The sequence below is a fragment of the Veillonella sp. HPA0037 genome (genome assembly GCF_000411535.1).
Lineage (GTDB): Bacteria > Bacillota > Negativicutes > Veillonellales > Veillonellaceae > Veillonella > Veillonella atypica.
Window position 1 is genome coordinate 968,162 of sequence record NZ_KE150483.1, and the last position, 15,459, is coordinate 983,620.

A 15,459-nucleotide genomic window follows, 5' to 3' on the forward strand; every position below is an offset into this window, starting at 1 on the left:
TCATCATATTTTTTCGCACTAGATCTTTACCATTTACAATGCATCTAGAATAGTACGCATTTTATTATTAGTCTCTATATATTCTTCATCCGCATCAGAATCGGCAACCACACCACATCCTGCATAGGCATAGAGAATATTATCCATAATCAAGGCAGAACGAATGGCAACAACAACAATGCCATCCCCCATATCCTTCATAAAACCAAATGGTGCAGCGTACATACCGCGCTCATGAGCTTCGTATGTTTCTAAGAGAGCCATCGCCTTCTCTCGTGGTTCACCACCAAGAGCCGGTGTTGGATGTAGTAATTTTGCCCATTCTACGAGAGATTTTGTGCTATCTTTTGCAGTAATAATGGTACGTAAATGATAGAGATGAGCTAGCTCCATAATGCCAGTTTCCCCCACCGTAACGTCTGGAGTGATTTGCTTCATCGTGTTCACGATACGGTCACGGACGATATTATGTTCAAAGAGATTTTTCTTATCACTTAGCAACTGTTCCTTAGTCCACGCATTAGGGCCATCCTTTGGCGCGGTTCCAGCCAATGCATAACTAAGGATTTCGCTACCACGATGACGCACCAAAATTTCAGGAGAGGCCCCCACAAAGGTGCGCCCATCCTTCTCATAGCCAAAGATGAAACAGTTCGGATTATTTTCAACCAAATTGGCCAAGATACTCGCCACATTAAACGGTGTATCACTTGTGAATTGCACCTCACGGGATGCGACCACCTTTGTCATCTCTCCACGGCCGATGCCATCTGAAATGGCATTCATCAAGCGGTCCCAATCGCCTTTATCATCACTAGTTTCACGGAAATCATGACGAATATGAGGCACTTCTATATCTTCGATGCTAACACTTTCACCAGCATGCAAATAAAAGGCTTCTCCATTTTCTACGATGTAGTAATGGGTGAACGCAATCATTTCATGCCCCATTCCCGACCACTTAGGATCCTTTGATGTGTCAAAAAAAGTATCCCCATAAAATACATACGCATAATTATGGCGGTCCTCATCATCTTTAACTGTGGCTAGACGTTTAGCGCCTACAACAATACGATTACTTTGCCGGTCCACCCAAAAAACACGTTCCTCATTGGGGAAATTAAGCCAAAAGGCTACAGGACTATTCAGTTGTAACGGTTCTTTATTATAAATCATAATGGTATATCGCTATTACAAAGAAAACAGACTCTATTACTTCACCAAATGTCATCTACATTGGTGTTTCTATGTATATCGATATTATTATATCACGGGTACATACTAAATTATAGGCAATAAAAATCCCCTACACCGTATGCATATGCATATAGTATAGGGGATTATGTATTATTTGAAAGCTTTTGCACCAATATCCTTACGATATTGCATGCCCTTAAATGTAATATGGTCAACGCGCTCATAGGCACGGTCTAAAGCGGTTCGCAAATCCTTACCCAGTCCCACAACGCCAAGAACACGACCACCATTCGTGACATAATGGTCACCTTCTAACTTCGTACCAGAATGGAAAATGATGGATGTATCATATTGTACAAGTTCACCTAAGATGACATCGCCTTTAGACGAGGTTTCTGGATAGCCTTTTGAAGCGAGAATGACACAGGCAGCAGAAGAGTCTTTCCATTTCACCATATTAGGTTGTAATGTACCTGTAGCACAGGCCATCATAATTTGTCCTAAATCACCTTCCAACAATGGTAATACCACTTGTGTCTCTGGATCGCCAAAGCGTGCATTAAATTCTACCACCTTCGGACCTTCATTGGTAATCATAAGGCCTGCATAAAGACAGCCCACATATGGCATACCTTCCTTTGCCATGGCTGCTACCATAGGCTCTAAAATGGTCTTCATGGCTTCATCGCGCAATGCATCAGTTAGCACAGGTGCTGGTGCATAGGTTCCCATACCGCCTGTATTAGGACCCTTATCACCATCAAAGATGCGCTTATGGTCTTGAGAGGCAATCATAGGAACTACGGTCTTACCATCTACAAAGGCAAGAAGGCTCGCTTCTTCACCTACCATGAATTCCTCAATAACAACGGTACTACCAGCCTCGCCAAAGCGATTTCCGCTTAGCATGTCATCAACGGCTGCATTAGCTTCTTCAACAGTCATTGCCACTACAACACCCTTGCCAGCTGCTAGGCCATCTGCTTTCACCACAATAGGGGCCCCTGTTTTGGCGATGAATTGTTTTGCTTCATCTACATTGGAGAATACACCGTAAGCAGCTGTAGGGATATTATATTTTTTCATAAGATCTTTAGCAAAGACCTTAGAACCTTCCAATTGAGCAGCCGCCTTGGAAGGCCCAAACACAGGAATTCCTGCTTCATGCAACACATCTGCAAGACCTGCCACAAGAGGCGCTTCAGGACCTACAACAACAAGGTCCACCTTATTATCTTTCAAAAAACGGATAAGATGATCCGTATGACACCAATCAATGCCTACTAGTTCAGCACAATTTTTCATAGCCGCACTGCCAGGAACGGCATACACCTTTTCTACACTCGGACTGATGGATAAACGCCACGCTATAGCGTGTTCGCGACCGCCACTACCGATTACGCAAACCTTCATAGTTACCTCTAATGTTTAAAATGACGAATGCCTGTAAATACCATCGCAATACCTGCTTCATCAGCAGCCTTAATGGATTCTTCATCACGGATAGAACCACCTGGTTGGATAATAGCCGCTATACCATGTTTAGCCGCTGTTTCTACGGTATCACCAAATGGGAAGAACGCATCAGATGCAAGAACAGCCCCTTTTGCAGCCTCTCCAGCTTGTTCAAGGGCAATTTTAGCCGATCCAACTCGATTCATTTGACCGGCACCAACACCGAGTGTTCGTTTCTCGTTAGAAATTAAGATAGCATTGGACTTTACATGCTTTACAAGCTTCCACGCAAATTCAAGAGCTTTCCATTGTTCTTCTGTAGGTTGCGCCTTTGTAACAACCTTATAATTAGCACGGTCTTCTACGATGTCATCTTCCGTTTGTACGAGCATACCGCCAGATACCTTTTTCACAGTTACTTGGCCAGATTCAGGCTTAGATAACTCGATGAGACGAATATTTTTCTTCGCTTCCAAAATATCTAGAGCTTCCTTTTTGAAAGCTGGCGCCATGATAACTTCTAAGAAAATCTTGCTCATTTCTTCGGCAGTGGCCGCATCAACTTCGCGATTTAACGCAACGATGCCACCAAAAGCAGATACAGAATCGGCTTCATAGGCATTGACATAGGCATCATGCAATGTGGCTGCCGTTGCAGCACCACATGGATTAGTATGTTTAATAATACATGCCGCAGGATCCGTAAATTCCCACACCATATTCCACGCAGCTTCCATATCGACGATATTGTTATAGGATAATTCCTTACCGTGTAGTTGTTTTAATGCCCCCATGCCGTGAGCCTTGCCAATTTCTTTATAAAAAGCTGCCTTTTGATGAGGATTTTCGCCATACCGAAGGTCCATAACCTTTTCATAAGCACTTAAATATTCAGGAGGTGTAGGGCCTTCTCCAATAACACCACTCATATAATTGGCAATAGCCGTATCATAAGCAGCTGTATGAGCAAAGGCTTCTTTAGCAAGTGCAAAACGATAATCTTGCGTCAATGCACCATTTGTTCTAAGCATTTCTAAAATTTCATCATAGTGATCAGGGTTAACTACTATGCCTACATACGCATTATTTTTAGCCGCAGAGCGCACCATAGTTGGTCCCCCAATATCGATGTTTTCAATAGCATCTTCTAATGCAACATTTGGTTTTGCAATCGTTTCGCGGAAAGGATATAAATTTACGACCACTAAATCGATTGGTAAAATACCGTGTTCTTCCATAGCGGCTTGATGCTTTGCATTATCACGAATCGCTAAGATGCCACCATGTACCTTTGGATGTAACGTCTTTACACGACCATCCATCATTTCAGGAAAACCGGTAAGAGATTCTACAGCCTTTGCAGGAACGCCTGCATCAGAAATAGCTTTCAACGTGCCACCTGTAGAATAGATAGTTACCCCTAAGTCCACAAGACCTTTGGCAAAGTCGACAATACCTGTTTTATCAGAAACACTAAGTAATGCGTTTTGAATCATCGTTCCTCCTAAATATAATGTACAATGCGTCCTTCTATACGTAATGCATCTTCACAGAACAAGCGAAGTGCTTCACGATATGTTGCATGTTCTACGGGCAATAATCGTTCGGACAAAGTATCCTCTGTATCATCTGGATATACAGGAACTGTATTTTGCATGATGATAGGACCTGTATCCATACCGGCATCTACAAAATGAACGGTACAACCTGTTACTTTTACGCCCGCATCGATAGCCTGTTGATGGCCATGAAGTCCTGGAAAAGATGGCAATAGAGCAGGATGAATATTTAAAATCTTATGCTCATAGCGAGCAATAAGGCCGATCCCTACAATACGCATATAGCCTGCCAACACAATACCATCGACACAATATGCATCAAGAGCATCTAATTGAGCTTGTTCAAAGGCTTGCTTTGAATCAAATTGACTACGTTCAATAGCAATAAGTGGAATGCCCCAGCCTTTAGAGCGTTCTACAATACCTGCATCTGCATGGTCTGTAATAATAACGACAAACTCGCCATTGATAAGGCCCTCTTGCATCGCCTTGTACAAGGCTTCGCCATTTGAGCCTCTACCACTGGCAAATAGAGCAAGACGCTTTTTAGATACGGAATTAGTCATTAAATACCGCCCCTTTTACGACAACAGGACCTTCGCCTGCAACGATACGACCAATTTCATAGACAGCTTCATTTCGGCTTTCAAGATTAGCTTTCACCGTATCTACATCATCGGCATCGACGATGAGAATCATACCGATTCCCATGTTAAACGTACGGTACATTTCATGCCAATCCACATTGCCCCATTCTTGCAATTTTGTAAACACAGGAAGGCGTGGCCATGTATCACAATCTACCTCAGCAGTTACGCCATTTGGTAGTACGCGTGGAATGTTTTCATAGAAACCACCGCCTGTGATATGAACCATACCTTTGATATAGTTTTCTTTAATCAACGGTAATACAGCTTTAGGATACAAGCGTGTTGGTGTTAATAGTTCTTCGCCAAGGGTTTTACCAAATTCGGGAATGTCTTGATCTATAGAGAAACCCTTATGGTCGAAAACGATTTTACGAACTAAGGAGAAGCCATTGGAATGAACACCGGAGGATGGCAAACCAAGAATGACATCACCAGATTTAATATGTTCACCTGTAATCAGTTTAGGACGATCTACAATACCTACGGCAAAACCTGCCACATCATAGTCACCTTCACCATAGAAACCAGCCATCTCAGCTGTTTCCCCACCAAGGAGAGCACAACCTGATTCTTCACAAGCATTAGCGACGCCGCGTACGATATCAGCGACTTGTACGGGATCAAGTTTACCAACCGCTACATAGTCTAAGAAGAACAGAGGCGTTGCCCCTTGTACAAGAATATCATTTACACTCATGGCCACACAGTCTTGTCCAATCGTATCATGTTTATCCATCATGATAGCGAGGCGCAATTTTGTGCCAACACCGTCTGTGCCAGATACGAGCATTGGTTCTTCCATGGAATGACCTGCTAAGGAGTATAGGCCACCAAAGCCACCTAAATCACCTACAACACCTGCTGTGTATGTTCTTTTTACGGATTCTTTCATCAACTCTACGGCTTTATTACCGGCATCGATATCTACACCTGCATCACGATAGGTTAATCCTGTTTTATTCGAGCACATATTTGACCCCTTCCTCTTGTTCTGTAGGCACATCTACCCTGTAATCGCCATTGAAACAAGCGAAACATAAATCCGCTTCTGGCACGCCGCTAACAGCTCGGCACAAGCCTTCTTTTGATAGATAATGCAATTTATCTGCCTTAATATAATCTCTAATTTCTTCAATTGTATGTGTGGCCGCAATCAATTCTTTACGAACCGACGTATCAATACCATAGTGACAAGAATATTCGATAGCCGGCGAGCTAACACACATATAGATTTCCTTAGCGCCTGCCTCTTTTAACATCTTAACGATAAGGCCGCTTGTGGTACCACGCACAATAGAGTCATCGATTAATACAATACGTTTACCGCCTACAACCTCTGGCATAGCATTTAGCTTCATACGCACAGCTAGTTCCCGTTCTTCTTGATTAGGTTTGATAAATGTACGTCCACTGTATCGATTTTTAATCAAACCTTCTGCGAAAGGGATGCCCGATGCACGAGCATATCCAAGAGCAGCCGTCGTGCCAGAGTCGGGAATAGACATGACGATATCTGCATCATATTTAGTTTCATTATATAGTTCACGTCCCATATTGAGTCGTGTTTCATATACAGATTGGCCATCGATTTTACTATCGGAGCGCGCAAAATAAATATATTCAAAGACACAAAGTTTTTTATCAATTTTTTGAGGTTCTGCATAGATTGTGCTGCGCACACCACGATCATCGATGATAACCATCTCACCTGGGTCAATATCGCGAATAAATTCAGCCTTTATAGCATCAAAAGCACAGCTTTCACTAGATAACACATAGCCATGTTCAGTCTTACCTAAGCAAAGAGGTCTAAAGCCTTGAGGATCGCGAACCCCAACGAGAGAGTCATTAGTTGTAATAACCAAGGAGAATGCCCCTTCGATTTGTCGAGCTGCATCAGCAATGCGTTCCTCTTGCGTTTCAGCCTTAGAACGAGCGATTAAGTTTACGATAACCTCTGAATCCATAGTTGTTTGAAAAATGGAACCATCTGCTTCAAGTTGACGACGGATGCCTAGAGCATTCGTCAAATTGCCATTATGGGCTACTGCAATTTGGCCACCTTGATAATGGATTACAAGAGGTTGAATATTACGTGGGTTATTAGAGCCAGTTGTAGAATACCGAACATGACCAGTCCCCATATGGCTTTTTAATGTTGGTAATTCCTTGATAGCCTCAGTCAATAAACCCATACCTTTTTTTAGAGCCACTTCATTACCATCGGTAATAGCGATACCTGCGCTTTCTTGACCGCGGTGTTGAAGAGCAAACAATCCCCAGTATACATATCGTGCAACGTCAACAGTGCGGTCAAACACACCAAAGACGCCACATTCTTCATGCCATTTGTCAAAAATTGGATCGTAGTTCATCAATAACCCCCAGGTTATGCACGTTCGCCCGTTAAGCGGAATAACATTTCTTTATAAGCTTCTTCGATATTGCCAAGGTCGCGACGGAAACGGTCTTTGTCAAGTTTTTCACCTGTTGTTGCATCCCAGAAACGGCATGTATCAGGAGAAATTTCGTCACCAAGCAATACTTCTCCATTATGTGTACCAAATTCAAGTTTAAAATCGACTAATGTTACATTCTTAGTAGCCAAGAAGTTTTTAAGGATATCGTTAACCTTCATAGTAATTTCGGAAATTCTATCCAATTGTTCTTGCGTAGCCCAGCCAAGAGCTGTGATTTGAGATTCGTTGGCAAATGGATCGCCAAGTTCATCATTTTTGTAGCAGAATTCAAGAATTGGATGTTTAAGAGGCGTGCCTTCTTCAATGCCAAAACGTTTAGCCATAGAACCAGCAGCAATATTACGAACGATAACTTCTAGAGGAACAATGTTCAACGTCAATACTGTTTGGTTACGGTCATCTTCACGACGAACGAAATGTGTTGGAACGCCTTCTTTTTTCAATAATTCAAAGAAGAATGAGGAAATTTTATTATTCAATACGCCTTTACCAAGGATAGTATCATGTTTTTCACCATTAAATGCAGTGGCATCATCTTTGTAGTGAACAATATATGTTTCCTTGTCATCTGTTTGATACACTTGTTTTGCTTTGCCTTCGTATAAAAGTGTTAATTTTTCCAAATCGATATTAGCCATGATAGTAATCCTCCTATGTAATAATTATTTATTTAATTCTGCTTGTAATGCAGCATTATCTGCTAAAACCTTGTCAGCCATATCTTTGCGATAGGCAACATATTTTTCTTTTAGTTCCTTGTTGAAAGTAGCACCGATTTGTACTGCAAATAATGCAGCATTTTTTGCACCATCTACAGCCATCGTAGCTACCGGCATACCGGACGGCATTTGTACAATTGCCAAGAGGGAATCAATGCCCTTTAATGCTGTCGCATTAAGAGGGATACCAATAACCGGTACCGTAGTAAAGCTTGCCACTACTCCAGGTAGATGGGCTGCAGCGCCTGCACCTGCGATAAAGGCGATTGCTCCTTCTGCTTCTAGACGCTCCACAAAGGATTTAACAGCCTCTGGTGTACGATGCGCCGAAGCGATCACCATTTCATAAGGAATATTGAATTCATCTAATATAGCAGATGCTTTTTTCATCGTGTCTAGGTCAGATTTACTGCCCATGATAATGCCAACCTTCATTGTTCCTCCTTAATAAAAAAACTCGACCTAAAAAGGCCGAGTTTACGCACTGATAGCGTTAGCAGAAATAGTCATAATAGTAACGGATGTTAGGTTCATATGTCTCTTCATGATAACGCCTCCTTATCTGTATCTAAATTGTAGCAGACCAATTTATATCGGTCAATCATTTTTCGAATAATAATTATATTAGTTTTTATAATCGTTCGTTATATTCCGAACTATATAATACCTATGTTGAAAATTACACAGTATGATACGAATAATAATTATTATGTACGAATGTACATTGATAAAAAAAGACTTCCACACATAGGTATGGAAGTCCCTTGTATTCTATTCCCTATTCACACGATATACTATCGTATAAGGAATATCATATTTTATTGTACATTGCTTTCAAAAGCAGCTTTTAAATCGCCAACGGCCTCAGGAATATAATCCACAATCGACGTCATTAAAGCATACATCAACTCTGGTATAAACTCATCATTAGCACACATGTAGACGCAATCTAAATACAATGTAGAGTCTTGTTCATCAATATAAAATTTATAGTTTTTATACATTGCATTCTCACGATTGATCAATGCATTAATGGCCGCCATATTCTGCGCTGTTACCTTTTCAGGGCCAAGCACTAAACGGATAACACTATAAATACTATTATCTAAGATCACGAACATCGGCATATCCCAAAGCGGTGATTTAATATAGGATCGATATACAACTGTACCATCTTCATCATCAAAATCTTTGCGCTCAAAAGCCGTTACTTCTTCTGCCTTCATAAATTTATCAAAGGCTAATGCTTTAGGATTCATACTAACCTCTTATTTTGCTTGTCCTACAATTTTCAAAATTTCTGGATGAACTTCATCTAAATGCGGTTTAATAACCTCTAACATAAGATTAACCAATACTGCTGGTTCAAATGTTTCAGCTGTAGATGGCACAGAAATATCAGTGTAAATATTGCTGTCTTCATCATTTACATAGTATTTTGTCACTTTAAATTGTTGGTTAAGCTCATTCAATTTAGGCAATACTTTTTTAATGGCTGCATCTGTAATGCTCGTTGTTGTAACTGCAACACGAATATAGGAGAATACAGAATCATCCAACACGATAAAAACAGGTAAAGAATTACCATGAATTTCTAAACGACCATGGTATACAACCGTATTGTATTCATCGCCTTCAATAACATCCTTTGTAAACCATGTATTACCAGATTTTTCAATGTCCGCTACTAGTACATCAAATTTCTCAGCTTTTACGTTCATTATTCTACCTCTCTCCGCAAAAAACTATAGGACTAGTCCTCTATAAAAACACATTTATTATCTTTAAATTCTTTGATGCGCACTAAGGATTCAACACGGAAACCAGCATTTTCTAAGCGTTCACGACCTGGTTGGAAAGACTTTTCAATAGCAATTGCCATACCAACTACTTCATCGCCTGCATCTTTTACAAGTTTAGCAAGCCCCATAGCTGCTTCACCAGAAGCCAAGAAGTCATCAATAATTAAAACTTTTTCGCCTGCTGGCAAGAATTTTTTAGAAATTGTAATGTCATAATTTTCTTCTTTTGTATAAGAATATACAACAGAGTGATACACATCATCGACCATAAGAATAGATTTTTTCTTACGAGCAAATACTAATGGCACATCTAGTTCAAGAGCAGCCATCAATGCCAAGGCAATACCAGATGCTTCAATGGTAACAATACGTTGAACACCAGCATCACGATAGCGGTCAGCAATTTCTTTACCAATAGCTTTAAATAATTGTGGATCGATTTGATGATTCAAAAAACCATCAACTTTTAATACACGATTGTTTAAGACAATACCTTCTTCACGAATGCGTTGTTTTAATAATTCCATTTCGTTTTACCTCCGCATAACTATCTTTAAATTTTAACGTAAATCAACGCTTAGGGTCAACAAAAAAACACACTTTATTGAAAAAAAGAATAAAGTGTGTTTGTAATTCATATTTATAAAACTTTGTCTCGCTTATCTTCACGATTAGTCAATAAATTTGTAAATCTAGCAGCGCCTTCGGATTGTGGAACGAGACGCGACCGAACAAGTACGATATCTCGCGTTGGCACAGGAATATCTGTATCAATTTTTACGACAGTACCTTCTTGCATTTTTTCTTGCACCACATTACTTGGCAACATAGCGATACCCATGTTAATTTCCACAAGATCGAGGAGAACGTCTACACTACTCAATTCAAAACGCGGTTTACTACAAGCACCATGCGTTACTTCATCAAAGAAAGTACGGCTAGCTGTTCCCTTTTGTAGTAACAACATAGGCTCACTGAGCAAGCGGCCTTGGTCAAAGAAGCCTGCCCCTTTATATTCATGACCGCCCACAAAGATATCTTGGATGCTCGCCAAGGTAGTAACTTCTAATTGTGTATTACTACGCAAACCTTCGTAGTCATTAACTACAGCTAACTGTACTTCTTTATTAATGACCATTTCCACACAATCTGGGGACGGTCTGTTTATGATATGCAAGCCAATTTGATTTTCTTGCAATTGCCATTTATGAAAGTAGGGCAACAAGAAATGACGACATAGTGTATCTGTAGCGGCAATATTCAAGCTTTCGTAAGCTTGATTCACCCGTTCTTGTAATTGCGTAATCCCATTATCTAGAATGGAAAATGCTTTGGCTACTGTATCGAATAATTCCTTGCCTTCTGGCGTAAATGCTACTGATTTAGTAGTGCGCACAAATAAAGGCATTTTTAATTCGCCTTCTAATTGTTTGATACTTTGACTAATTGCGGACTGCGAAACACCTAGCTCTTTTGCAGCGCGAGAAAATGACAAATACAACCCAACTCCTAAAAATGATCTATATAGATCTGCTGATACTGCCATTTTATCCTCCTCTGTTATATACTAATAGTATAGTAATACATTATTAATATTCTACTTTTTACTCAAAACAAGATGCTATTGTTACGGTTTATGAAATTTTGGTCTTATGACCTTCATGAAAATTTCATATTTATAAGTAGCGTTAATCTTTATATAAGTAAGATTATCTTTACTTATAAGTCTAGACCGACTATACTTATCTTGTCAACACCAGAACTCATTTATTCTGCATATTACAGGAGGCTATATGGCTATTCAACGACTATTTGTAAGAAAACGTGATGCTTTCGCTAATGAAGCAGCACATGTATTAGCTACATTACAGCAAGAATTACATGTACCAGCTACAGCCGTGCAAATCTATGAACGTTATGATGTAGAAAATCTTAGCGATGACGCATTACAAAAGGCTAAACATTTGATTTTTTCTGAACCACCTGTTGATTTAGTAGCAGAAACATTAGATATTCCAGCAAATACTTTTGTCTTTGCTATCGAATATGTACCAGGACAATACGATCAACGTGCAGACAGTGCAGAGCAATGTATTTCTATGCTCACACTTACAACAGGTCATACCGTTCGTTGTGCAAGAGTATTTGTCATAGAAGGTACTTTTACAGACGAAGAAAAAGAATCAATCAAACAATATTACATCAATCCTGTTGATTCTAGAGAAGCAAGTCTCGAGTTACCTGATACCTTGGCACTTAAACTAGAAGAGCCAGAAGATGTAGCTATCATCGACGGTTTTACAGAAATGTCAGAGGATGCACTACAAAATATGATTAGCGAATATGGACTCGCTATGACATTGGCAGATATCAAATTAATTCAAAAGCAATACAAGAATGTAGAAAAACGCAATCCAACGATTACAGAAATTCGCTTATTCGATACATATTGGTCTGACCATTGCCGCCATACTACATTTATGACAGAGTTAACGGATATTACTATCGAAGAGAGTCGTTTCACAGAACCAATCAAGGAAGCACTAGAAGAATATACTGAAGGTCGCAATTTGTTATATACAACTAAGGTGAAAGCTCGTTCTCTCATGGATATGGCCACATTAGCTGTAAAAGAATTACGTCATGTAGGCGGTCTTACTAACCTTGATGAATCCGAAGAAATCAATGCATGCACTATCATCGTTCCCGTTGATGTAGATGGTAAAGAAGAAGAATGGCTCTTGCTATTCAAAAACGAAACTCACAATCACCCAACTGAAATCGAACCTTTTGGTGGTGCTGCCACATGTCTTGGCGGTTGTATCCGCGATCCTCTAAGTGGCCGTTCTTATGTGTATCAAGCTATGCGCATCACTGGTAGCGGAGACCCTCACACACCGCTAGCCGATACACTAGAAGGCAAGCTACCACAAAAGAAAATTACTGTTGAAGCCGCACGTGGCTATTCCTCCTATGGTAACCAAATCGGCCTTGCTACTGGCGAAGTTAAAGAATACTATCATCCAGGTTATGTGGCAAAACGCATGGAAATCGGTGCTGTTATCGGTGCTGCTCCGCGCAATCAAGTGCGACGTGAAGTACCAACACCAGGTGATATCATCGTACTACTCGGTGGTAAAACAGGTCGTGATGGCTGCGGTGGGGCTACAGGTTCCTCTAAGGAACATACATTAGAATCCCTCGCTACATGTGGTGCTGAGGTTCAAAAAGGGAATGCCCTTACAGAACGTAAAATTCAACGCTTATTCCGTCGCCCTGAGGTAACAACACGCATCAAACGTTGTAATGACTTTGGTGCTGGTGGTGTCTCCGTAGCCATCGGTGAACTAACAGATGGCGTTACCATCAACCTTGACTTAGTACCTAAAAAATACGACGGTCTCGATGGTACAGAACTCGCTATTTCCGAATCCCAAGAACGTATGGCTTGTGTCATTGCACCAGCCGATGTTGATGCATTTATGAAATATTGCGATGAAGAAAATCTTGAATGCACAATCGTTGCCGATGTAACCGATACAAATCGCCTCATCATGACATGGCGCGGAGAAACAATTGTCGATATCAGTCGTGATTTCTTAAATACAAATGGAGCGAGTCAACAACAAGAAGCTGTAGTGACAGCTCCTACTGAAAAATCTTATTTCCGTCGTGGTTCTGCAAGTGCCGACAATTTCAAAGATCAATGGCTCGAAGCAATATCTACATTAAATACTGCTTCTCAACAAGGCCTTGTTGAACGCTTTGATAGCACAGTTGGGGCCAATACAGTGCTCATGCCATTTGGTGGTAAATATCAAAAAACACCTACCCAAGGTATGGTGGCAAAATTACCAGTTCTTCACGGTGAAACAACAACTGCTAGTATTATGACACATGGCTTTGTACCTGAATTGTCCGCTTGGAGTCCATACCATGGCGCACAATATGCCGTGCTTTTATCCGTTGCAAAACTTGTGGCACTCGGTGGTCGTCGTCAAGATGCATACCTTACTTTACAAGAATACTTTGAACGTTTACACTCCAAAGAATCTTGGGGTAAACCGGTATCAGCACTTCTAGGTGCGTACAAAGCGCAAAAAGAACTTGAGATTGGTGCCATTGGCGGCAAAGATTCTATGAGTGGTACATTTATGGATTTAACGGTACCTCCTACCCTCGTATCCTTCGCAGCGGTAACAGCTCCTGTTAAAAATATTGTAAGCCAAGATTTAAAAGGACCTGACCATCGTCTCGTATACTTTGATGTACCTCGTACGTACAACGATACACCTGACTGGGATCACTTCAAAGAAAATTGTGATATCTTACAAGAGGAAATTGAAAAAGGTCGCGTATACTCTGCCTATGTAGTAGACCAAGGTGGCATCCCTGAAGCAGTTTCCAAAATGGCTCTCGGCAATAAAATTGGCGCTAAGTTCGACAAATATGCAGAACGAGCTATTTTCCAACCAGCTATAGGTTCTTTCATCGTAGAAGTAGATATTACAGCGGTTAACCATTTACTTGAATTGTCCGACGTTCGCGTTATTGCAGTTACCCAAGACAAACCTGTCATCGAATGGAATGGCCAATCTGTAACACTTGATGAAATCGAAAAAGCATACGAAAAACCATTATCCGATATATTCCCATTGGAAGCAAAATCCGGTACTGGTGAAGCGGTAGCTTACATTCACGATCAGCACGCAAAACCTCGCAGTACCTCCTTAGGTGCTAAACCAAAGGTACTTATCCCTGTATTCCCTGGCACTAACTGTGAATTCGATTCCGCTCGTGCTTTTGAACGAGCTGGTGCTATTGCAGACATCGTACTGATTCGCAATCAAACGCCAGAACAATTAAAAGAATCTATTGACGTAATCAAAGCTAAATTAGCAGAGTCTCAAATTCTTATGTTCCCTGGTGGATTTAGCGGTGGCGATGAACCAGATGGGTCTGGTAAATTCATGGCTACCCTATTCCGCAACCCATATCTTGCAGAAGGCCTCGAAAACCTACTTTATAAACAAGATGGTCTAGTTCTCGGTATCTGTAACGGTTTCCAAGCGTTGATTAAATTAGGTCTATTGCCTGGTGGCCATATTGAAACATTAACGGCAGATCACCCTACCTTGACATACAATACCATTGGACGCCACGTATCCCGTATGGCCAACACTAAGGTTATTTCTACAAAATCTCCTTGGATGTGTGAAGCTAAAGCTGGCGAAATTTATACGGTTCCTATATCTCATGGTGAAGGTCGGTTTATCGCATCTCCTCAACAAGTATTGGAATTCAATAAAACTGGTCAAATCGCTACACAATATGTCGACTTTGACGGTATAGCATCCATGGATGGACAATTTAATCCTAACCAATCCGTGGCTGCTATCGAAGGTATTTATAGCCCTGATGGCCGCGTATTTGGTAAAATGGCGCACTCCGAACGCTGTGGTGCAGATATTAATAAAAATATTCCAGGCAACTTAGAAATGCCAATCTTCACATCCGGCGTAAAATACTTTAAATAATCTATATGGCCCATTCTTCGGAATGGGCTATATTTACAAACTTTCACATTCTAATATGTG

13 protein-coding genes are annotated in these 15,459 nt (G+C 40.7%); 1 reads left to right on the top strand and 12 read right to left on the bottom strand.

What is annotated here, in order from left to right; all coding sequences use genetic code 11:
• Positions 1-33: 33 nt before the first annotated feature.
• The 12 genes from HMPREF1477_RS04510 to HMPREF1477_RS04565 all read right to left on the bottom strand — a co-directional run bounded on the left by HMPREF1477_RS04510 (position 34) and on the right by HMPREF1477_RS04565 (position 11,408).
• On the bottom strand, positions 34-1,176 hold the full coding sequence (locus HMPREF1477_RS04510; RefSeq protein ID WP_016475975.1) for an isochorismate synthase: 1,143 nt from the start codon (positions 1,174-1,176) through the stop codon (positions 34-36).
• 171 nt (positions 1,177-1,347) lie between these two features.
• On the bottom strand, positions 1,348-2,610 hold the full coding sequence (gene purD, locus HMPREF1477_RS04515; RefSeq protein ID WP_016475976.1) for a phosphoribosylamine--glycine ligase: 1,263 nt from the start codon (positions 2,608-2,610) through the stop codon (positions 1,348-1,350).
• A gap of 8 nt (positions 2,611-2,618) precedes the next feature.
• Positions 2,619-4,148, bottom strand: coding sequence for a bifunctional phosphoribosylaminoimidazolecarboxamide formyltransferase/IMP cyclohydrolase (gene purH / locus HMPREF1477_RS04520; protein WP_016475977.1), 1,530 nt, complete (start codon positions 4,146-4,148; stop codon positions 2,619-2,621).
• An 8-nt stretch (positions 4,149-4,156) separates the two neighbouring features.
• Entirely contained in the window at positions 4,157-4,777 is a 621-nt protein-coding gene (gene purN, locus HMPREF1477_RS04525; protein ID WP_016475978.1) for a phosphoribosylglycinamide formyltransferase, read from the bottom strand.
• Positions 4,770-5,831 (bottom strand): phosphoribosylformylglycinamidine cyclo-ligase, encoded by a 1,062-nt coding sequence (purM, locus tag HMPREF1477_RS04530; RefSeq protein ID WP_005380238.1) that lies wholly within the window; start codon positions 5,829-5,831, stop codon positions 4,770-4,772. Before purM ends, purN begins: the two co-directional genes overlap by 8 nt.
• Positions 5,818-7,236 carry an amidophosphoribosyltransferase gene (purF, locus tag HMPREF1477_RS04535; protein WP_009661649.1) on the bottom strand — a complete coding sequence of 473 codons (1,419 nt, stop codon included), beginning with the start codon at positions 7,234-7,236 and terminating at the stop codon, positions 5,818-5,820. The genes purM and purF overlap by 14 nt, the downstream gene beginning before the upstream one ends.
• A gap of 14 nt (positions 7,237-7,250) precedes the next feature.
• Complete coding sequence (gene purC, locus HMPREF1477_RS04540) at positions 7,251-7,979, bottom strand: phosphoribosylaminoimidazolesuccinocarboxamide synthase (protein ID WP_005377738.1); 729 nt, start codon at positions 7,977-7,979, stop codon at positions 7,251-7,253.
• A 24-nt stretch (positions 7,980-8,003) separates the two neighbouring features.
• Entirely contained in the window at positions 8,004-8,495 is a 492-nt protein-coding gene (gene purE, locus HMPREF1477_RS04545) for a 5-(carboxyamino)imidazole ribonucleotide mutase (protein ID WP_005377732.1), read from the bottom strand.
• A gap of 383 nt (positions 8,496-8,878) precedes the next feature.
• Positions 8,879-9,319: a hypothetical protein gene (locus tag HMPREF1477_RS04550; protein WP_005377730.1), complete on the bottom strand. Its 441-nt coding sequence runs from the start codon at positions 9,317-9,319 to the stop codon at positions 8,879-8,881.
• A 9-nt stretch (positions 9,320-9,328) separates the two neighbouring features.
• Positions 9,329-9,781, bottom strand: coding sequence for a hypothetical protein (locus HMPREF1477_RS04555; RefSeq protein WP_009661657.1), 453 nt, complete (start codon positions 9,779-9,781; stop codon positions 9,329-9,331).
• Positions 9,782-9,813: 32 nt separating this feature from the next.
• On the bottom strand, positions 9,814-10,389 hold the full coding sequence (locus tag HMPREF1477_RS04560) for a xanthine phosphoribosyltransferase (RefSeq protein ID WP_016475979.1): 576 nt from the start codon (positions 10,387-10,389) through the stop codon (positions 9,814-9,816).
• Positions 10,390-10,502: 113 nt separating this feature from the next.
• Positions 10,503-11,408 carry a LysR family transcriptional regulator gene (locus HMPREF1477_RS04565; protein ID WP_005377632.1) on the bottom strand — a complete coding sequence of 302 codons (906 nt, stop codon included), beginning with the start codon at positions 11,406-11,408 and terminating at the stop codon, positions 10,503-10,505.
• A gap of 247 nt (positions 11,409-11,655) precedes the next feature.
• Here HMPREF1477_RS04565 and HMPREF1477_RS04570 point away from each other — a divergent pair, with 247 nt between their 5' ends.
• The gene (locus HMPREF1477_RS04570; RefSeq protein WP_016475980.1) at positions 11,656-15,399 is read left to right on the top strand and encodes a phosphoribosylformylglycinamidine synthase; all 3,744 of its coding nucleotides are present in this window, start codon (positions 11,656-11,658) and stop codon (positions 15,397-15,399) included.
• The last annotated feature ends 60 nt before the right edge of the window (positions 15,400-15,459 follow it).